Annotated in this window: 17 protein-coding genes; 9 read left to right on the forward strand and 8 right to left on the reverse strand. The window is 63.0% G+C overall.

Annotated elements, in window-relative coordinates; translation table 11 throughout:
* The first annotated feature begins 80 nt into the window (after positions 1 to 80).
* Both lpqS (MJO58_RS27605) and MJO58_RS27610 read left to right on the forward strand, forming a co-directional pair.
* Positions 81 to 527 carry a putative copper homeostasis (lipo)protein LpqS gene (gene lpqS / locus MJO58_RS27605; RefSeq protein ID WP_139043419.1) on the forward strand — a complete coding sequence of 149 codons (447 nt, stop codon included), beginning with the start codon at positions 81 to 83 and terminating at the stop codon, positions 525 to 527.
* Between the two features lie 168 nt (positions 528 to 695).
* Positions 696 to 1,928: an FAD-dependent oxidoreductase gene (locus MJO58_RS27610; protein WP_082811604.1), complete on the forward strand. Its 1,233-nt coding sequence runs from the start codon at positions 696 to 698 to the stop codon at positions 1,926 to 1,928.
* 597 nt (positions 1,929 to 2,525) lie between these two features.
* Here MJO58_RS27610 and MJO58_RS27615 read toward each other — a convergent pair.
* Positions 2,526 to 3,443, reverse strand: coding sequence for a universal stress protein (locus MJO58_RS27615; protein WP_061559498.1), 918 nt, complete (start codon positions 3,441 to 3,443; stop codon positions 2,526 to 2,528).
* Between the two features lie 617 nt (positions 3,444 to 4,060).
* Here MJO58_RS27615 and MJO58_RS27620 point away from each other — a divergent pair.
* Positions 4,061 to 4,222 carry a hypothetical protein gene (locus tag MJO58_RS27620; RefSeq protein WP_175364749.1) on the forward strand — a complete coding sequence of 54 codons (162 nt, stop codon included), beginning with the start codon at positions 4,061 to 4,063 and terminating at the stop codon, positions 4,220 to 4,222.
* A 1,022-nt stretch (positions 4,223 to 5,244) separates the two neighbouring features.
* Here the strand turns inward: MJO58_RS27620 and MJO58_RS27625 are convergent.
* From MJO58_RS27625 to csoR, 6 genes are all read right to left on the reverse strand, one after another.
* A complete protein-coding gene (locus tag MJO58_RS27625; protein WP_239723502.1) occupies positions 5,245 to 5,535 on the reverse strand; it encodes a metal-sensitive transcriptional regulator in 291 nt (96 codons plus the stop codon).
* 229 nt (positions 5,536 to 5,764) lie between these two features.
* Positions 5,765 to 8,314, reverse strand: coding sequence for a heavy metal translocating P-type ATPase (locus tag MJO58_RS27630; protein ID WP_061559500.1), 2,550 nt, complete (start codon positions 8,312 to 8,314; stop codon positions 5,765 to 5,767).
* Between the two features lie 636 nt (positions 8,315 to 8,950).
* Positions 8,951 to 9,520 (reverse strand): hypothetical protein, encoded by a 570-nt coding sequence (locus tag MJO58_RS27635; protein ID WP_061559464.1) that lies wholly within the window; start codon positions 9,518 to 9,520, stop codon positions 8,951 to 8,953.
* Between the two features lie 468 nt (positions 9,521 to 9,988).
* The gene (locus MJO58_RS27640) at positions 9,989 to 12,340 is read right to left on the reverse strand and encodes a copper-translocating P-type ATPase (RefSeq protein WP_090610009.1); all 2,352 of its coding nucleotides are present in this window, start codon (positions 12,338 to 12,340) and stop codon (positions 9,989 to 9,991) included.
* Positions 12,341 to 12,395: 55 nt separating this feature from the next.
* Complete coding sequence (locus MJO58_RS27645; protein ID WP_061559662.1) at positions 12,396 to 12,689, reverse strand: DUF1490 family protein; 294 nt, start codon at positions 12,687 to 12,689, stop codon at positions 12,396 to 12,398.
* An 84-nt stretch (positions 12,690 to 12,773) separates the two neighbouring features.
* The gene (gene csoR / locus MJO58_RS27650) at positions 12,774 to 13,133 is read right to left on the reverse strand and encodes a copper-sensing transcriptional repressor CsoR (protein ID WP_061555869.1); all 360 of its coding nucleotides are present in this window, start codon (positions 13,131 to 13,133) and stop codon (positions 12,774 to 12,776) included.
* Positions 13,134 to 13,250: 117 nt separating this feature from the next.
* Here csoR and MJO58_RS27655 point away from each other — a divergent pair, with 117 nt between their 5' ends.
* Positions 13,251 to 14,006: a DUF2182 domain-containing protein gene (locus MJO58_RS27655; protein WP_175364736.1), complete on the forward strand. Its 756-nt coding sequence runs from the start codon at positions 13,251 to 13,253 to the stop codon at positions 14,004 to 14,006.
* 408 nt (positions 14,007 to 14,414) lie between these two features.
* Here MJO58_RS27655 and MJO58_RS27660 read toward each other — a convergent pair whose 3' ends face one another.
* Positions 14,415 to 14,879 (reverse strand): heavy metal-responsive transcriptional regulator, encoded by a 465-nt coding sequence (locus MJO58_RS27660; RefSeq protein ID WP_061555867.1) that lies wholly within the window; start codon positions 14,877 to 14,879, stop codon positions 14,415 to 14,417.
* 183 nt (positions 14,880 to 15,062) lie between these two features.
* Between MJO58_RS27660 and lpqS (MJO58_RS29035) the strand changes: the two genes are divergently transcribed.
* From lpqS (MJO58_RS29035) to trhA, 5 genes are all read left to right on the forward strand, one after another.
* Positions 15,063 to 15,428, forward strand: coding sequence for a putative copper homeostasis (lipo)protein LpqS (lpqS, locus tag MJO58_RS29035; protein ID WP_473143704.1), 366 nt, complete (start codon positions 15,063 to 15,065; stop codon positions 15,426 to 15,428).
* 1,518 nt (positions 15,429 to 16,946) lie between these two features.
* Positions 16,947 to 17,315 carry a putative copper homeostasis (lipo)protein LpqS gene (gene lpqS, locus MJO58_RS29040; RefSeq protein ID WP_491562439.1) on the forward strand — a complete coding sequence of 123 codons (369 nt, stop codon included), beginning with the start codon at positions 16,947 to 16,949 and terminating at the stop codon, positions 17,313 to 17,315.
* Between the two features lie 574 nt (positions 17,316 to 17,889).
* Positions 17,890 to 18,852 carry a cation diffusion facilitator family transporter gene (locus tag MJO58_RS27665; RefSeq protein ID WP_061559501.1) on the forward strand — a complete coding sequence of 321 codons (963 nt, stop codon included), beginning with the start codon at positions 17,890 to 17,892 and terminating at the stop codon, positions 18,850 to 18,852.
* Between the two features lie 432 nt (positions 18,853 to 19,284).
* The gene (locus MJO58_RS27670; protein WP_082811761.1) at positions 19,285 to 20,022 is read left to right on the forward strand and encodes a YoaK family protein; all 738 of its coding nucleotides are present in this window, start codon (positions 19,285 to 19,287) and stop codon (positions 20,020 to 20,022) included.
* Entirely contained in the window at positions 20,019 to 20,693 is a 675-nt protein-coding gene (gene trhA / locus MJO58_RS27675; RefSeq protein WP_061559502.1) for a PAQR family membrane homeostasis protein TrhA, read from the forward strand. Before MJO58_RS27670 ends, trhA begins: the two co-directional genes overlap by 4 nt.
* The last annotated feature ends 126 nt before the right edge of the window (positions 20,694 to 20,819 follow it).

The raw sequence follows: 20,819 nt of genomic DNA on the forward strand, positions 1-20,819 counted from the left end.
CAGTCGATCCCGACGTGATGCCTTGTTGTTTCGTCGCCGTTACGTGCCGCTTCTGTTCAATACCCCCGGGGGGTGCTAGCGTGGGTGTTGCCATGATCGTGAAAATTGCTCGCTACAGAAGGTGGCTGCGCTATACCACCGTGGTGGCGGCCGTCTTCTGGGTGATCGCCGTGGCCGGCGGGTGTCGCTTTCCCGCTATGAGCATGTCCGATATGGGCGTTTCCGGTGTTCGAAGTTCGTCGATCTCCACCGCGGTCAGCGACCATACCGGCGCTGCAGTAGTCCAGTCTGCATCGGTTGGCGACGGCTCGGATCTCCTGATCGATCGCGGATGCAAGCATGCCGTACAGTCCTGCGCAACAACCGATCTCGTTGCGCTCGCCGCTGTTCTCGCGCTGGTGTTGTTGACCGGGTCGCTGACTTGGCCTGTGGTGTTAGCATCCCGCGGCCCGCCGCGGCCTATCGCCTTTGCCTTTCCTCGTTCGGGTCGAAGTATCTTGACCCGCTTTTGCATCACTCGTACCTGATTGCTCAGTCTTAAGCCGTGGGTGGGTTGCCCCGCGGCTTTTGCTGCTGTCGGTAGTCGTCGCCACAACCCTGCTCGCGGCGTTCACCACAGAACATGAGTCCGGCCTATCTGGGCCTACTAACTAGCTCTAGTCCATCAAGGACAAGCGCCGACGGGAGGTGCGGTTGTGAGGGCGCGAACACATCAGCCGAGCGCACTGGTGATCGGGGCCGGTATCAGTGGAGGGACCACCGCACTGGTGTTGGCCCGGCGAGGATGGCGAGTCGTCGTAGCGGCCAACCGCTTTGACGCTGACACGGTGTCGAGTGTCGCGGGCGCTGTGTGGGAGTGGCCACCATCGGTGTGCGGTCGCCACCACAACCAGGCGGTGCATGCTCGCGCGGCCGTGTGGGCGTTGGATTCCTACCTGCGCTTCAGCGGACTAGCCGCCGATCACCGCACCGGCGTCATCGTGCGACCCACGGTGTTCTATTTCTCACGCCCCATCGAGCAGGATCGGGCTGCGATGACGAAAATGGCCGTCGTCAAGCAGCTACTGCCCCGGTTTGTGCACGACGTCGGGCTGATCGCCGAATACGGTGTCAACGCGGGCTGTGGGGTGGTGGACGCCTATTCCTATCCGGCACCCACCATCGATACCGCCAAGTATCTGAGATGGCTAGCTGGGCAGGCCCAAGCCGCCGGCGTGACCGTCGTTCGGCGCAGCATCTGCGGCCCGCTAGCCGAGCAGCACGACAAGCTGCTGGCCGAATTCGGGACAGACCTGATTGTGAACTGCTCTGGTTTGGGAGCCCGCGAATTGGCCTGCGATCCGACCGTGCAACCGCACCGGGCTGCGCTGTTACGGGTAGTCAATGACGGCACCTCCATGCCGCGCGTGACCGCGGTGCACGCGGTGGCCGGCGATCCGAGCACGGACAACCACGACGCCGTCTTCATTGCACCCCGCGGTGCTGATCGACTTTTGTTGGGCGCTCTGGTGGAGCCGGGCAAATTCGACACCGATCTCACGCTGGACAACTACCCGCCGCTGCGCGAGATGCTCGACCGCTGCACCGAATTCCTGCCGACTTTGCGGGTTGCCCAACTGGACTCGTTCGACCCGCTATGGGTGGGCCTGCAGCCGTTCCGCGAAGGTGGGGTACGACTGCAGATCGAACCCGACGCTTGCATCGTTCACAACTACGGCCACGGCGACGCCGGCGTCACCCTGTCGTGGGGCTGCGCCCGCGAGGTTGCTGACCTGGCCGCCGTGTTGCTCGCTCACCAGCGCCGTCTCAAAACCCGCCGTCACAGCAACAGCGAAGCGGCGAGCCCACTCGGCCTCTTCATGAATAAATCGCAAGTGTTTCAACAGGATTCAGCGCCTGCGTCGCCACAGGAAGGACAAAAACAATGATGACAAAGCCCGCACCGACGTGGATGACGCCCTTGCCATCGGTCGTGACCATTCTCGCGATGATGGTGGCCGGCGTCATGATCGCAGACATCGATCTGGGCGGTGGCCGGCCGCCGCTGCCCGCGATGGAAGCAGGTTGGCCGATCTCCGCGATCTCTATTAGTCCACCGGCCGGTGGTTCTGCGGGCGCGAAAGAAATGCCCAGCCAACCCGATGTGCACGCCCCTCGGTTTGTTGTCGCGAACAATTGTCCCAAGCGTAAGGGGCGCCGGCCGAGGCAGTGCTAACACCCTCGAAGTAGGAGATGATCGGTTTCGTGACATATCCGCCGAGGTGCAATTCGGGGCAGATACACGTTGGCGCGGTGGTGGCCCGCTGGCGTCCGGCCGTACGGGAAGCGTTGAGCGCCGGGCTATTACACGACTAGGCTCACATGATGCGCAGCGCTCGCTGCGCGTGGTATTACGTCACTGGCCAGCTCGTTCCCCCCGTCGGGGCCGGCCATATAATGGACCCAACGACTGCTAGATAACTCCCCAAAACCGCTGTGATGTCTAGGTTGGTGTGGCTGATTCGCGAAACCAAACGCGCGTGGCTTTACTGATTCGCAGACCGTTGCTGATGCTTGGGGTGGCGCGCAACGATCACCGGTATGCGGGCCGCTTGAGCCACTGCGGAGCTGACTGAGCCGAGCATCATTCCGGCGAATCCGCCGCGGCCGTGGCTGCCGACGACGAGGAGCTGGGCTGACTTGGAACGCTCAAGCAGGTGGGCGGCCGGCTGGTCATACACAACAGCGCGGAGCACGCTGACGTCGGGATAGCGTTCCTGCCAGCCGGCGAGTCTTTCGGCGAGGACTTCCTTGGCTGCCGCTTGCTGCACGGAGTCTTCCATGCTCGCAACCTGGGCTGCATCGGTGTCGGTCCACGCGTGTAGAGCCACCAATCGAGCGCCCCGCATCGAGGCTTCTTCGAATGCGATTGCAGTGGCCAATTCCGACGCTGGTGATCCATCGACGCCCAACAGCACGGGCCCACCAACGGCAGCCGGCGACGGGGCCGAGACCTCCCGGTGAATAACGGCGACAGGGCAATGGGCTCGATGGATCAGTCCGGAGCTGACCGAGCCCAGCAATACGCGACGCACGGTGCCCAGTCCACGGGCGCCTACGACGACCAGGTCCGCGGCTCGAGACATATCGACCAGAGTCGGAATGGGCGGGGAAAAGTGCAACTGACTGTCGATTTCCGCTGGATCGGCGTCTCCGACAGCGCTTTCGGCGATCCTGGTCGCACGGTCGTTGATGGCTTGCAGGTCGCCTTCGTGGCGGTGCTGCGCCTCTGCGGGAGTGAAAGGAGCGAGGCGCGGTAGTGCCGATCGGGGTGCGGCGTACACAAGCGTGAGCCGCCCCTTACGAAGCACTGATTCGCGCGCAGCCCACCGGACGGCGGCATCGGAACCAGCTGACCCGTCAACACCTACCAGCACGCCGAAATGTTGGTTCTTGCTGACCATCTGACTGTCCTTTTGTGGGGCCGGCGACTACGGGCATCGCGAGGCTGTGCAATGCGTTGTGTACGAACATCGAACGGCGGGGCCGACGTTCTCATAGTGCTCCGTGGGGCATCCACGTTACGTCCCCGCGCGGGGGCGGGTTCAACAGGACGCCACAGTAGGGCTCGACGCAGTCAGGAGGATTGCGTGTCGCGCGGTCAGGAGTGATCGGCGATGGAGGGGGCGCCACGCTGGAAGTTGGAGCAGCGGTCTGCGCGGGTAGCGTTGTGTTGCCTCGTAACACAACGCTACCGATCCCGGCTGCTAACGCAAACATGACAGCGCCGCCGGCCAGCGCGACCTCGGCCTTCGGTCGAGATAACATCGCGCTCTCCGCTCGTGATTGGGTGTTCGTGCGAAGACCAAGTCTTCCAGCCGACGCCCTCCGGGGGTAGGGCATTCGGTCCCTATTGTGAAAGGCAATCCAGCCTCCATGGCGGCGTCGAGGCGAAGGAGCGGGCCGCCTGTGATGGCGGATATTTTGACGAGGCAGCCCACGCGCTGCCTCGATCCCTTCACCTTTTGCAGCGCAGCGTGCCCGCGAACCCAGCGAACGGTCATCACCTATAACACGCGGCTTGATCGCGCCAACTACCGAATTGGGAGAATTCCTCACCATCCTGCCCATGCCCTTCGAGATCGGCGCCGTCATGCTGGACTGGACCACCATGGCGGCGGTTGACTCGATGCTCTTCCTACGTGCCCAGATTGGATTGACTTTCGCCATGAGAAGTGACTGAAGCCAGTCCAGGCGCGGCCGTGCGCAGTCAGCCATCGCGGCCTGGCCCACATGCGCCTCTCGATGCAGTCGATTCAGGTGTCGATGCAGGCCACCGCCACTTGGAGGCCTGATTGCCCTACCTGCGGTGACCTAAGTCCCTACCCTGTGGGGGTATCTGTACGCAACATTGGGGTTGTTAGGACGATACGACCAAACACAGGAGAGTCTGATGAAATCTCAAACGAAAGCGGCGATCGCGCTGTTCGGCGGAGCGGCAACACTAGTTTTAGCGGTCGGATTTGGCGGCAGCGAATTGGCAAGCAGTCCGACCACACCAATTGCGGACCCTGCTTCGAGCGTGACGCCGGCGCCCCCCGCCCCAGGCGGCCCCGACTTTGCGGCTCCTGGCGGTGTCGACGGAGCGGCAGCACCCCCCACGGGCTTAATCGTGTCGCCGCACCCCGCGCCCCCGGTGCCGCGCACAAACCCAAGGCCCTGAGCGCACACGGCTTTTCGGGTAGTGTCCGCGGCCGAGATATTTTTGTGTTTAAGGTCCGATGAATGGCCAATCTTGGAGTGCGCGGAGGTGCCGAATCGATGGCCCGAGGTTGAAGGGTTCGCAGTCAGGACCGTTGCTGACCACAAATAAACGGGAAAACCCCATTGCGGGGGCAGCGCGTAGCTGGTCAAGCAGCCCGGGGCGCTGGCAGCGGGGGCGATGGTGCAGAGCCGGAGCACTAGTTGGTCTTGATGGTGCCTAATGTCTTGCGGGGCAGCAGGATCCCACCCCCGACACCACGCAGATCGCTACGGACCGGGTCCTGCATCGGCGTGCCTGCGGCGCAGTCAACGCACCAGGATGATGCGCTGGGAGCCTCCCAGGGCTAGGTGGCCTGAGCCCACGCGCGTGATCAGCAAGCTCGTGCACGTGAAATGCGTCGTGGAGTTTGTCGGCGTGGGACGCCAATGGTGTGCGCCCCGGCGAGCGCATGCGTTGGAGGCGTGAGTGGCGGCAGAGGCTCGCCGCCTACACCCCATCAATTAGGAGCGAACCAGCCGGGCAATGGCGGCAGAGGCCTCGGCCAGCTTCACTTCGACTTCGTCGCCTCCGTGGGTAATCGCTTGACTTATGCAATTATCCAGGTGATCGTCGAGCAAGTTTAGAGCCACGGCTCGCAGAGCGCTGCTGGCTGCGCTGATCTGGGTGAGGATGTCGATGCAGTACTTGTCGTCGTCGATCATCTTCGCGATGCCACGGACCTGGCCTTCGATTCGGCGCAGCCGTTTGGCGTAGCCGTCCTTGTGCGCAACATATCCGTGTGTGGTTTCCAACTGGCCTCCCAGCATTTTCGTCGACGGGTCGCTCTCGGCGTTGCCGCTGCGGTGACCAGTAGGTCGGCTACCAATGAGACCACTGACGCCTAGTCTAGCCTGCGGGGTTTATAGAATATCGGTTTCGTGCCTGCGCGTGCGTTCGCGCGATTAGTGACGTCAGCCAAGGCCGCCGGGGGAAGCGACGTGATCTTCGTGGCCGCCCCGGCGTTTGTGTCACAGGCCAGACCTACGTGGCGAGGGATTCGCGTTGACCAGCGCCGACTTCCCGGTGGGGTTCGACCGCGGGTGCCTCAGTGGTCGGCAGCGGCTTGATGGGGTAGTGGCGTAGGCGGTTGGCGTTGCCGACGACTGATAGTGACGATAGGGTCATCGCGGCGGCGGCGACCATCGGTGAGAGCCGCAGCCCCAGCAGCGGATACAGCGCGCCGGCTGCGAGCGGTATGCCAACGGCGTTGTAGATCAGCGCGAAAAAGAGGTTCTGCCGGATGTTGCGCATGGTGGCGCGGGAGAGCCGGATCGCGGTAACCACCCCGGCCAGTGACCCTGAAATCAGGGTGATGTCGGCGGCTTCGATGGCCACATCCGTGCCGGTGCCGATCGCTAATCCGACGTCGGCTTGGGCCAGGGCGGGAGCATCGTTGATGCCGTCACCGACCATACCGACCTGGCGTCCTTCGGCTTGCAGCCGGCGGACCTCACCCGCTTTGTGTTCGGGCAAGACCTCGGCGAGCACTCGGTCGATCCCGACCTGGGCTGCGATCGCAGCCGCGGTACGGGCACTGTCCCCGCTGATCATCACCACGTGCAGACCCAACGCGCGTAGTGCGGCGATGGCGGAGACGGAGTCGCCCTTAACGGTGTCGGCCACGGCGATGACACCGGCCGGGTAGCTGTCGACCGCGGCGAGAACCGGGGTCTTGCCCGCGGCTGCGAGCTCGGTGCTGATCTGCTCGAGTTCGGCTGTGTCGATACCGTTTTCAGCCAGCAAGGTCGCAGTGCCAACCAGGACACTACGGCCAGCGACCGTGGCCTGGACACCTTTGCCGGTGATTGAATCAAACGCCGCTGGGGCGGGAACGGTGATGCCGCGGCCACGGGCGCCGGCGATTACCGCGCTGGCTATGGGGTGCTCGCTGTCGGCTTCGGCGCCGGCAACCAGCATGAGCAGTTCGTTCTCCGCCACGGTCCCGGTTGCGCGGACGTCGGTGAGAGCAGGTTTGCCAGTGGTGATGGTTCCGGTCTTGTCCAGCACGATGGTATCGAGGTTTTGCGCGGTCTCCAGCGCCTCGGCCGAGCGGATCAAGATGCCTGCGCGGGCGCCTTTGCCGGTGGCGACCATAATCGATAGCGGGGTTGCCAGGCCCAGTGCGCAAGGGCAGGCGATGATGAGCACCGCCACTGCCGATACCAACGCTTGGGTCAACGTGGGTGTCGGGCCGGCGATGAACCAGATTACGAAAGTGATGAGGGCAGTGGCGATCACGACCGGCACGAAGTAGGCCGAGAGGGCGTCGGCTAGCCGCTGGATCGGCGCTCTGGATGCCTGTGCCTGCTGCACCATGCGGACGATCTGGGCCAGCATGGTGTCCGCACCGACCTTGGTTGCACGCACCCGCAACGAGCCGGTGGTGTTGAGCGTCGCGCCGATGACAGCGTCGCCAGTGTATTTGGTGACTGGTATCGATTCGCCGGTCACCATCGACTCGTCAACGGCAGACTGCCCAGACAACACTGTTGCATCGACCGGGATTTTCTCACCGGGGTGGATCACGATCTGGTCGCCGACGATGACCTCGTCGACGGGAAGCTCGGTTTCGATGCCCTCGCGCACGACACGGGCGGTGCGGGCTTGCAACCCGAGTAACGCGCGGATAGCTTCACCGGTGCCAGCCTTGGCGCGGGCTTCTAGCAATCGGCCCAGCATTAACAGGGTCAGGATCACCCCGACCGCCTCGAAATACACGTCGCGAACATCGGCCGGTAAGACCCCAGAGGCGACGGTGACCAACAGACTGTAACCATAGGCCGCCAGGGTGCCCAACGTGATGAGGCTGTTCATGTCGGCGCTGCGGTGCGCTAACGCCAGCCAGCCGGTGCGGTGGATCGGCCACCCCACGTAAAACATCACCGGGGTGATGAAGGCAAGCTGCACCCAATGGTCGAACAAGATCCCCGGCACCCACTTCGCGCCCAAGGGGTGAACCATTACCGCATACAGCACCGGAAGGGTAAACGCTGCGCCGATGACCACCCTACGGATCAGGTCGGCGCTCTCGGCGCGACGTTCTTCGGCCTGGGTAGCCTCGACCTCGGCGGCGGTCGGCTCGGCCACACCATCGACTGGCGCGCAACCTGAAGCAGCGGTGGGCGTTTCAGATTCGCCAGAGGGCGTGGCCACGTCGTTGGGGGTGACGACGAGTGTGCCCGAGACCATGTTCATGCCGCAGGCGAACCCGAACGATCCCGCCTGCTCCGGGGTAAACCGCACTGTGGTGCGCTGGTAACCGGGCAGGGCCGCTGACAAATGGAGGTCGGGAAAGACGACCCGCGATGTGCAATCCCCGGTCTCTTGCCGATCGAACTCGATCTCCACCGGAACACCTTGGCGCACCTCTACAACGTTTGGGCTATACCCACCACTCACCCTAACCTGAAGCCGCTGCACACCATCGCCGACGGTTGCGGCCTGCGCGCGTCGCGGGGCAAAGAAATACCACGCCAACCCCGTGATCACTAACGCCGCCCCAACCAGAACGGCAACGTCTACACCGGACATCTTTAACTCCTCTTCAACTGAGACGAATTAGGAATTAGGCTGTGGATGGCCCAGATGGCCTGTCCGCCAGCTCCTTCGGCAAGATCTGATACGCCCCAGGCGTCGACACCCCAGACAGCCGCTGGCGGATGACAATCACGGCTACCCTCAGGGCGTGACACCGCCACGAACCCACAGCGGTGGGCGACAGCACTTGCTTGGAAAACCCATCGGCGGACGCTAAGCCGCGTCGGCGCGGCGTGCTCGGCACTCCTGAAGCGGGAAAGCCGCATGACCGGTCCAACATGATCCGAGCCTACCCCCCCGGGGTAGGTATTGGCGTCACATGGTCGAAGACACCGAGGGCAGACAAGCGCAGGTTGGGTCGCCGCCCTGGTGACCAGCGGTCTACCTGATTCGCTTCATGCGGGTGAGGGTCCTGGCCTGTGAGCTCGAGCCGGCCCTATTCGTCAGAATCGCCCAACCACCCGATGTTGTCACTCCGAGGGATTCGGCGCGATGGACGCTGAACCGCCTCGGCCCGTGTCCGGACATGCCGGGGCGTTTCAATCAGCCAAGGACGGTGGGGAGGGTCCCAGGTTTGGGTCACATTTTCACATAATTGGGAGCAGCGAGCCTCTGCAGCGTTGCCGGCGATTATGGTCGGCCGCGGGGGCCCATCATGTCGCCAGGTCCCATCATTCCGCCCATCATGCCTTGCATCATCGGGGGCATTCCGTCGCGTACGAAGCCGGTGACTTCACGAGCGTGGGCGCGGATTGCGTCGGTGAGGATGGGATCGTCGGAGGTTTCCTCGGCGACGACGCCGGTAGGCGTCAGCGTCAGCTGGCGGCGGTAGTTGCCGGCGTTGCGGAATAGTGTTGGCAGGCTTTGGCTCATGCACATGACTTCGGAGCCCTGGTTGAGGTGGGAGTACATGCTCGATACGTGTGCGTGCAGTTTGGCGGTGAGCTCGGCGGCGTTTGATTGGGTGCTGGTGCGTACGCCGCCGGGAATCTCCTCGACCGTGCGGGTGATCTCGGTGTGTCGGTTGAACATGTCCATGTAGAGGCTCATGTCGGCCGGACTGGCACCCATCATGCCGCCGTCGGTTAGGCGAACGCGCAGGACGGGCGAACCGAGGACTCCGCGAAGCGCGTACCCGATACCCGCCACCGCGCTGGCGCCGAGTGCAGCGAGTGCCGCCCGTCGGGTGAGGTTAGCCATGTGAGACCTCCTGGGCACTTTGATCGCGTGTCGCGGTGAATGAGCTTGCCGCTCAGGGCTTCACGCGCCTACATCAAGCGTCGATAAAAGTCGTCATTCTCTGGTTTGCTTCGGGGAGTGGGGGCCGCTACTTCGTGTTGGGCGCGGCCATAAGGCGCAGCGGCGGCCGGATCGCTTGACCGTCTGCCGGCGGACCGCACCGCAAGGATGATGGCCGTGAAGACGGCACCAAACAACAGCAGCATTACCGGGGTATTGATCATTGGGCTGCACCAGCCCCAGCCGCCGTACCAAGTCGTCATCGCATTGCCTCCCAAACCTCAACAGGGGTTGTTTCGTTGCCCATCGGCACGGACCCCTGGTGACACCCGCTGGGCGGTCATGTGGCATGCCGAAGGCCGAAATGGCTTCTACTGCAGCCAAATCCGCCGTGCCTGTCATCGCTTCTCTCGTTCTTCTGCCGTCAAATCACTGAGTCAATGCGGGTGCCGACACGAGGTGCAGGGCCGGACCGGGTTGCTGGTGGGTGTTGCGGCCGAAGCGGCGTAGCCGTAGTGAGTTAGTGACGACGCTGACCGAGGAGAATCCCATCGCGGCGCCAGCAATGACGGGGTTGAGTAAGCCGAGTGCGGCAAGGGGGATGGCGGCGGTGTTGTAGCCGAAGGCCCAGCCGAGGTTTTGATAGATGGTGCGCAGCGTCTGCCGCGACAGCTCGATCGACTGCACGACACCCTCGAGCCGGCCGGACATCAGGGTGATGTCGGAGGCCTCGATGGCCACGTCGGTACCGGTGCCGATTGCGATTCCCAGGTCGGCCTGCACCAGTGCGGGGGCGTCGTTGACGCCATCGCCCACCATGGCGACCACCCGCCCCTCGTCTTGGAGTGCCCGAATTGCGGTGACCTTGTCCTCGGGTAACACCTCGGCCAACACTCGCTCGATGCCGACTTGCGTGGCGATCGCAGCCGCGGTGCGGGCGTTGTCGCCAGTGATCATGGCGACGTGTAGTCCCATTGCGTGCAGTTGAGCGACCACGGCGGAGGCGTCGTCCTTGACCGTGTCCGCCACCGCGAGTACGCCCACAACCTGGCCGTCGCGGCCGACGAACACCGCAGTGCGGCCCTGGTTTTCGAGTTCTGTGGAAGCTGCGGCAAGGTGTGGGGGCAGATCTAGATTGTGCTCGTCGATGAGCTTGCGTCTCCCGACGAATACGGGGTGACCGTCGATTTCGGCGCGCACTCCGTGGCCCGCGACGTTGGTGAACGCCGTGGCGGCCGGAATCTTGAGATCGCGCTCGCGGGCACCCGCAACGATGGCCGCGCCGATGGGGTGTTCGGAGCCCGACTCGACGGCGGCGGCGATCTCTAGCACGTAGTCGGGCTGTCGGCGCTTACCGACAATGACGTCGGTGAGCTGCATTTGGGCGCGGGTGAGGGTGCCGGTCTTGTCGAACACCACGGTATCGATCTTCTTGGAGGCCTCCAGGACCTCACCGCCCTTGACCAGGATCCCCATGTCGGCACCCCGGCCGGTGCCGACCGTAATCGCGGTGGGGGTGGCCAGCCCCAGGGCGCATGGGCAGGCGATGATGAGCACCGCGACCGCCGCGGTCATGCCCGCGACGGGGTTGCCGGCCAGCACCGTCCAGCCGGCAAACGTCGCAACGGCAACCGCGACAACGGCCGGCACGAACACCGCCGAGACCCGGTCGGCCAACCGCTGCACGGGGGCCTTGCCACCCTGGGCTTGTTCGACCAGGCGCACGATGTGGGCCAGCGCGGTGTCGGCCCCCACGGCGGTGGCGCGCACGGTCAGCACGCCGTCGACGTTCACGGTGGCCCCGGCGACATGGTCACCCACGGTTTTTTCCACCGGGACGGATTCGCCGGTCAGCATCGACTCGTCGACGGCGGCACGCCCGTCGACAACCTGACCGTCGACGGGGATCTTCTCGCCGGGCCGGACCCGCACCAGGTCTCCGACTTGCACTTGGTCGACCGGGACGAGCACTTCCTGGCCGTCTACGAGCAGGCAGGCTTCCTTGGCGCCCATCTCCAGCAGCTTGCTGATCGCCTCCGACGCCTTGCCGGTGGCTCTGGCCTCGACATAGCGGCCCAGCACGACGAACGCGATGATCAACGCGGCGGTGTCGAAAAACAGTGGGCCACCAGCGAACAACTCATAGGTGGAGTAGACGAAAGCGGTCAATGTGCCCAGCGCGATCAGCGTGTCCATATTGGCGCTCAACGCTCGCGCTTGCTGCACTGCCCCTTTGAGGAATGGCCAGCCGGCGACGAATTGCACCGGTAGCGTGGCGGCAAAGGCCAACCATCCCGCCCACGGGTAGGCGCCGAACAGCATCGGCGACGCCATCGCAAGCAGCCCTAGCGGCATGGCCAGCCATAGCCGTCGCAGCCACGTCCGGCGCTGGCGCTGGTTGTCCTCGCGCGGTGACAGCTGCCCACAGCTGGCCGGCCCCGACCCACATCCGCCACCAGTGTTGATCGGCTGATCACCGTCGGGCGAACGGCCGAACAAACGACGGATCCGGCCGGTCAGTGTGCGCACCCCCCCGGTATTGCGGGGATCAGCCGAGTGGGGGGCACGCGCGGGCACTGATTCCGCCGGGGTGTGCCGCGCTTCGGTGATCGCTGCCAAAACCGCAGCGGTGTCGCAACTTTCGGGCGAATACAACACCACCACCGACGCGGTGCGTGGGTAGGCGTACACCGCATCCACGCCGCTCACGTTGGCGACCATGTCCTCGATCGCGACGGCCCGAACTGTGTCGAAGCGAAACCCACTGGCCTGCACACGCATTCGTCCCGACGCGTCCGAGACGACCTTCAGCTTGACTTCGCCATCGGCGATGGTGTCAGTGGTCATCGGTGTTGCCCGGGTCGCTCGCCACCGCTGTGGCGTTGTCCCCGATGCGTTCTTTGGCCTCGGCGATCACGTCGGCCGTGGTTAACCGTGCCCGCTCAGCGCTCTCGCCGGCCTTGCGTTCGGCCTCACGGGCCACGCGGATGCCCCAGGCGGTCACGGTAACGGTCGCCGCGCGCAGCGGAACTTTCGCGATTCCCTTGCGCAACACCTCATAGGCCGCAACCCCCACCGCGCCGGTCACCACGGTGGGTACCGCCTTGGCCACAAATCCATGCAGCACCAACATCTTCAACGCTCCCTTTCATCTCTATTCCTCAGCCACACGGTGGCTGTCGTAGCTAATGGCCAGCACCAAAAGCCGGTGTCGTTACGTGCGGCTTCCTGCCGTCGCCGGCTCTTTGTCGCTAGGTTCACCGACCGCGGCGCCGCCTAGCTGGGCCTGCGGGCCGGTCAATGCCGGGGTGAATTTCACCGCATCAATCAACTCTTCGATGGCGGCTTGCCCGCGGCCACCGAGCACCGCCGAGGAAAAACACGTCTCCAAGTGGTTGTGCAACATCACCCGATTGGCACGCTCGAGCGAGGACTGCACCGCCGAGATCTGCTTCATCACGTCCACGCAGTAAGCGTCGGATTCCAACATCCGAATGATCCCGTCAAGGTGGCCGCGAACCGTCTTGAGCCGGTTCAGCGCCGCGTGCTTTTTCGCCGTCAATTCCTCGCTCATAGCCGCCTCATCACTCCCATCGACATCCGATTCACCCGAGGATACTCCACCCCACCCGGGGTGGGTACTCTTCAAGGAGTTACCGCATTCGGGGAATCACTGAAGGGAGTGTCTTAAGTGGACAACGGCCAAGGGCGTGCATGGTCGCGGACTGATATCTGGTTACCGGCATTCCTGTTAGGTTTGGCGGGTCTGGGCTGGTGGTGGTCAGTGGTCACCGCGGCGGACATGCGCGGCGACACAATGCCGATGGACAGCCAATCCACGACGTCGCTGGCCGCGTTCCTCATCGCGTGGGCGGCCATGATGGCCGCCATGATGCTCCCCGCGGCATTGCCGGTGGTTGGCCGCTACGCCCGCGCCGCCGGCGGCAAGGCCGCTGCAGCGATCGTCTTCGTGACCGGATACCTGGCCGTGTGGACCGTGGTCGGCGTCCCGGCCTTTCTTGCGTCAACCCATCTGAACCCGGTGCTCCATAGCTGTCCGTGGGTAGGCCGCGTCGCCGGTGTGGTCGCCCTGGTCGCGGGGCTGCATCAGCTCACGCCGTTCAAGGCGACATGCCTGCGCTATTGCCGCCGGACCACGTCGTTGTCCGGCGCGTCAGGCAACAACCTCAACAGTCCACCCCGCGCATTGCTCGCCGGAGGCCGCTACGGCATCTACTGCCTTGGCTCTTGTTGGATGCTAATGCTGGTATTAATCGCCTTTGGCACAATGCAATTGGCGTGGATGCTGGCACTGTCGGTCGTCATCTGGCTGGAAAAAGTGACGCCCTTCGGCGACCAGCTCAGGCATGCGACAGCAGCGGCACTCATCATCCTCGGCGTCGCGCTACTGGTACATCCCACGTTAGTCACCCACCTCATCTCATAAAACGGGTGTGGTGGGACCTTGCTCAACTACCGTTATTCGGCTTTGAGCCCGATCCGCCGTAAAGCGGGTACCCCGCGGCACACGATCACCGGGGTCCAAGCGATCCGCCTCATCCATCAAGTCCCCCGGAGGTTCGTCGGGTTCTAAACGGGTCACCTCACCCATCGCGCCGCAGCCGGCGCGATGGGTGTTCTAGGGGGCGCCTCTTCGACCAAAAGGATTCGGTAGTTTCGACATCCCCGTCGAGGTCGGCGAGGAACGACACCAAATAAATCAGTCGGGTGTCTCTTCGCAATGGGCTGACTATCGGAATGCCTAGCTTGCGGCAGTCGTGTGCCGGGAATCGGCAACAGCCGAAGGTATTGACCTTAGCCGAATAGCCGAGGAATTAACGGCTTTCGCGGCTTCCTATACGCCGCTAGTACTGATTGGCTCGCCGCTGGAATGACTCTGCTCCATGATGGCATCGGCATCCAGGTCGCTTTCCAAGATCCAGCACACCGTGGAATGGTCGTGTTCGGTGGGTGCGGCCTGAGAGGCGTACTCGAGAAGGGTCTGCAAGTGACTTTCGAGCGCAACGAGTTCGGCGACCTGCGCGCGGACTTGGTCCAGGCGAGTGGTTAGGACTTGTCGGACGTGCCCGCACGGCACCTCGCCACGGTCGTGGATCGCCAGGATTTGGCGGACCTTCCGCAAGGTCAGTCCGGCGGATTGGCCCCGATGGATGAACCGCAACCGATCCACAATTTCAGGCCCATAGTCGCGATATCCGGAAGCAGTGCGTGCGGGCGGCGGTAGCAGACCCGAGTCCTCATAGAAGCGGATGGTTTTGGCGCTGGTGTTGGCCAGTTTCGCCAGCTCGCCGATCTGCATTGGCGCCTCCCTTGACCTTCTAGTCCACTGGAAGGATAACACTGGGTTTGGGTCGGCAGATGGCCGAAGGCGCGAACAAGATTGGTGGTGATTGTGGCGAGCACAGCGTTCCACTCGCTCTCCGCAATCTCTCGCAGAGCCCCACGGCCGCAATCGAAGGCGTGTACGGGGCGCCCGGTCACGATGATCTTGCTCACGGTGTGGGTGCTCGTCGGCGTCGCCGGTTGTTGGTTGGTGCAGTCTGAGTCTTCTCAATCGAATTCAGCACACGCCTCTTACGCATCCCTGAGCGCTGAATTCGCGGTCAACGCTGACCATTCAGCTGCCGACTGCACCGCGTCACCGGAATGCCCCCAAGCGTTCGCGATTGCGGTGCTGCCACTGTCGGCCACGGCTCTGGTCACGCTGGGGTCCGGCGTAGCAGTGACCACCGCCGTCGGCTCAGTCACCGACGGTGTGTCACCCGGGAGGCGGGGCCCGCCCCGCGGCGTCTCTGTCGCCCTTTCGGGTCGAGATATCTTGACGCGGTTCTGTCTAGCGCGTCGCTGATCGGTCAGCGTCAGGCCGTTGTGCATTGGCCACTGCGGCCAGTGACCAATGACCTTGTCAAGGGCGCACTTTAAAGGGAGAACCCGCTGTCGAAGCGGCGATCGGACCGCGCTCGTGGTGGCTTGGCTCATCGTCGGATGAGCTTTCGATCAAGAACCCGAACGATCACCACGGTCGTGTGGAAGATCCCTCGCCGCCACAAGCCTGTTGCCCTGCGTGCTGGGGCCTCAATTCCCTAACCGGTCTGGGTCTTGGCGCACGACCGCGGGAGTAAGCGGAAAACACGATGGAGAAGAGAGAATCTAATGAAATCTGAAATTGGGAAATCGCTCGCGCTGTTCGGTGGCGCGGCTGCAGTTGTTTTCGCGTTCGGATTTAATGGTGGGGGCTACGACAAGTTGCCAAGTACACCGAGAACGGCGACAACTGCGTTCGTCGTGACGCCAGTGCCCACACCTCCGGCCCCTCCCGTAGGCGTCGCCGATCGCAAGCCCAGGGCTAGTCTGCGCGGTTGCATTGTCGGCCTCAACTGTGGACCCATAGGCCCCGTAGGCCCTAAACGTCCCAAACAACCTCAACTGCACATGCCCCAAACATCCTCGCCTCCTCGAGGGCGCCCGAACTTTGGAATAGTTCAGTAGGGCCGTCAAGATACTGCCGCGGACGGAAGGCTCGGCCGCTCAGGCGACGCTCGCAGCGGCTGTATGTGGCGGGCTTGGCGACGAATTGTCTTGATGCGAGACATGTTGCGCCGCAACATCATCTCAACGTTTTCGCCAAGCAGGTCTTGCGTTTGGCCGATTCTGTGTGGAACAGCTTGGACTAAAACGTGATTGCCTCATCGCCGTCATCGGGTGAGCGCACACGGGATCGCCATGATGTTGAACAACAGATTTGTCGGTGTGACCGCACTGCTGGGAACCTGCAGAACAGTGAAGCACAACCTCGGCTAAATCGACGACTGCACGACCACGTCACGCCGATTGTTGCGGCAATGGATTTCAATCACCGACGCGACGACGCCGAAGGTGTTCGGCGCTGCGGAGTTTGGCGAGCAGTCCGCGGATGGCGGGGACGGACCCGCTGACTCTTAATCAGCGGGTCCGGGTTTCGAAATCCTGACCGCTCTGCGTATGAAACGCTGAGTCCATAGAGGCCACTTAGTGGGTCAACCGATTGCGAGAGACGCAGCGCTGCGATGGCGGTCAGCGCTGGAACATACTAACCGACCAGGCCGCGGAGGCTCGCACGCCATAAGCCGACCTGCGCCGGTCATTGAGTGGTGAAAATGCGCCATCGCGATCTTTTTGGGACAGATGGTCGCAGGTTCAAATCCCGTCAGCCCGGCCAGGCGGTTCGCGGTCCATCTTTCTGGCTGAACATATCCGGTCGAGCGTGCCGGCTGTTGTGACGGTCTGACGTGGAAACGGCATCAAGGCCGCAACATTCATTGCGCCGAGTTGAGCTGCTGCTACATTTAGGGGCACTGTGCGCAGCGACTTAACCAGACAGCGACTTGTGCGATGGGCTAGTGCCGTCGTCGCAGCGGTGTGGCTACTGGGTGGCAACGCCGAGCATGTGTGGCACGTTGCCGGCCTCATCGATCCAGGACATCCATCGATCACCTCAGCCAGTGGTCCACTCGCGGTCAACGCGGACCACACGAATTGCGATCGCGGGTCTCCGCGCTCGTGTCCCGAAGCGGGGACTGCGGTGGATGTTCCCCGCGCCGCCTCTGATTTTCTCGTGGTTGGCGTGTTTGCAGCGGCGGTAGCCGTCGGTTTCTGGTTTGCGTCTTCACAACTAAGAAGGGGTCCGCCTCGCGGGGCCGCCCTCGTTTTGACCGGTCAAGACATATTGAAACAGTTCTGTCTTGCACGTCGCTGATACGGCAGCGTCAGACGTTCGTTGCTGCGTCCGTCTGCGCCGATTCCTTTCGAGAGCTACGCGCTACTGACGGCATCGGCGGATTAACTCTGACTCAGCTTGGGCATCCGCTAATCGAACTGCGTCGATTCATCTGAAGGATGTGTTCACTGCGCCGCTTGGCGCACGCGGTCACTGCCCGTCCTCGGACACCTAAAGAGATCACTGAAGCGACCCCGCTGTGTCGCTTCTGCGAACCAACATCGTCCAGGAGTATGCACATGCCTTGTTGCAGTATCAAACCCGTCTCGGCGGCTGCGGCTGCGGCTGCGGCTGCCGAGACTCATCACGATTGGCGACAGAACCCAGCCCCGCACGCATTGAAAACGCCGGGCGCCGGAATGGTTGTCTTCGCTACGACCTCGCCATCGGGACCAACGTTTGCCGGATGGTCCGCCACGCAGCAGGCGGTCACCGAGTTAGATCTCGGATCACTAGCCATGCGCGCTTGCCTTGGCCGGCGACGAATTGAGCATTGCATATATTGCGATGTACGCATAAGTTGTGGGCATGAGTTGGCAGGGATGGAGGCGCGATGAGCGCCGGTCATAATCACACGCACGGCCATTCGTCGCCGGACTCGGACCGCCGCTGGCTGGTTGGTGCGCTGGCGGTCATCGTGGCTTTCATGCTGGCTGAAGTGTCGGTGGGGATTGTCGCGAAATCGTTGGCGTTGCTTTCCGATGCGGCCCACATGCTCACTGATGCAGCCTCGATTGCGTTGGCGCTATGGGCGATTCGTTTGGCTGCTCGCCCGGCAGCAGGGCGGATGACCTATGGATGGCGTCGCGTCGAGATCCTGTCCGCCCAGGCCAATGGTGTGACCCTGTTGGTACTGGCCGGTTGGCTGGGCTTCGAGGCAGTCAACAGGCTGATTCATCCTCCGCGGGTGGCGGGCACCTTGGTGTTAGTCACCGCGCTAGTCGGCGTGGTCGTCAACGTCGCCGCGACGTGGATGATTAGTCGCGCCAACCGGACCAGCCTCAATGTTGAAGGCGCGTTTCAGCACATCCTTAACGACTTGTTTGCCTTCATCGCCACTGCAGTGGCCGGGCTGGTCATCGTTCTCACCGGTTTTTTGCGCGCGGACGCGATCGCCACGTTGATCGTGGTGGCGCTGATGGCGAGGGCCGGAGTCGGGTTGGTAAAGGCGGCGAGCCTGATCTTTTTGGAGGCAGCCCCCAGTGGCACGGAACCTGCCGTGATCGGTGAGGCGATGGCCGCACACGAAGCGGTGGTGGAGGTCCACGACTTGCACGTTTGGGAAATCACGTCTGGCCAACCGGCGCTCTCGGCGCACATCATCGTTGCCGAGACTCGCGACTGCCACTCCACACGAATTGAATTGGCGCAGCTGCTAGGCCATGAGCATGGTATTTCCCATACCACGTTGCAGATGGACCACGACGGGTCTCAAAGCACCAGTGGGGACGGACATTCGGCCGGTGCGCATTGTGAGGAGCCGCATGGCCCGATACACCGCTCCACCAAGGCATAACGTATGGAGCGGAACGCAATGATGGCTATCATCACCGGGCGTTTATCACTCAAAGAAGTGATATCGGCGGGCGGTATCGCCGGATCGTCTGGTCAGACGACCGGCACATACTCAATAATCATCTTGTAGTTCAAGGGATTACAACGCTTAGCTTGTGCAGATCGACAATGACTGCCGGCAATGACTTTGCGGGGCAACAGCCAGCGTAGACAGCTATTCATTTGCCGACGGCACGACTGCCAACTCATGAGCAAGAGGAAGGTTTGCTATCCAATGTCGGACAACGGAATTGACCAAATCGTCGACTCGGCACCGCAGTGCCGGCGCTGCGATGCAGAAGCCCTATCGCGATCGCGATTCTCGGTGAGCATCTATGAGTGCACCGGCTGCGGGGAGTCGGTCAGCCTGGACTGGGCTCCGCTGGAGTTGCGTATGGGCATCGACACGGCTGCGGACACGGGACTGCGAGAGGCCGCTACTAAAGCCAAGTTTCGTGTGATTTTCGGGCGCGAAGCACGATTGTCGTGGGTATTGGCGATGCTGGGGGGTCTGATCGGGGCGACTGCGTTTACCCACTCTGCCGGCTACTTTGTCACATTCATGACCGGTAACAGCGACCGCGCCGTGTTGGGCTTCTTCCGCAACGAGCCACAGCTTTCGATCGGTGCTGCACTGATTTTGGCGTCCTTTATCGGTGGCGTGGTAGTCGCATCGCTATGTCGACGCCACCTATGGTTGGCGCATCCGCACGGCCCGACCGTGCTCACGGCACTGACCCTCATGGTGGCCGCCGTCGTCGATATCGCGATCGACGGATGGTCGACCAGTCAGGTCTCCTTTGTCCCAGTGTTGTTCCTCGCATTCGCGATTGGTGCGTTGAATACCTCATTCGTCAACGGCGGAGAGGTTTCGGTCCCGCTCAGCTACGTCACCGGCACGCTCGTCAAAATGGGCCAGGGGATCGAGCGCCACGTCAGCGGTGGAGACGCCACGGAGTGGCTCAGTTACTTCCTGCTCTGGTTTAGCTTCGTTGCCGGCGGCGCTATCGGCGGCGGTATTAGCCTGCTACTTAGCGGATGCCAGATGCTCGTGGTTGCGGCACTGGCCTGCACGGCCATCAGCGGCTATACGCATTTCCATGGTGATCGTCGTGCACTTTTGCGCGAATGAGCCACCGCGGCGAGGGCCGTGCCCTGGGTCTGGCTAAGTCGAGGTCGCGCCGCGGGCCCGTCCCATACTTCGCGGCCGCGGCCCTTATCGCGGCCGTGGCATTGCTGGTGGTGGCGTGGGCGGTCCCGTCTAACCAGGCGGGGCTCGCGACATTGGCTTACCTCGTCGCGATCGTGGCCGTATTGGCTATGAGCGCAATGTTTCAACGCGTCAACCGGCACTCACTCGACCCCGGGCCGCGGACGTGGCTGGACAATTCGATGATCTTCGTATTCATCGCCGCCAGCTACACGCCGTTCGCCTGGTTGGCCCTACCGCACCCGACAGAACATCTGGTCGTGGCCGCCAGTTGGGGTGCAGCGCTGACCGGAGTTGCGCTCACGCTGCTCTGTCCGACCGCGCCGCGCTGGGTGGCGGCACCGCTGTGCCTGATGGTGGGGGCGGCGTCGATCTGTTACACCGGCACGATCCTGCAGTACAGCGGCACGATCTTGCGAAGCACCGGCGCAGTAGCGGTAGTCATGTTGTTGGTCGGGGGCGCCTTCTACAGCCTCGGCGGTGTTCTCTATGCATTGCGGCCGGGGGCGCTTCACCATCACGACATCTCCCACGCCTTCATCGTTCTCGCGGCGATGTGCCACTACATCGCTATGTGTTTCGCGGTGTTCTAGACAAATGAATCGGACGAGTCAGCGAACTTGCGAACTGCGCCAGTCGGACGGCGAGCAGCCGATCACACCGGCGTGTCGCTTGCGTGGGGAAAGCGCAAGCGATGCCGAGGAGACCTTCCGGCTCAT

This window comes from Mycobacterium lentiflavum (assembly GCF_022374895.2).
Lineage (GTDB): Bacteria > Actinomycetota > Actinomycetes > Mycobacteriales > Mycobacteriaceae > Mycobacterium > Mycobacterium lentiflavum.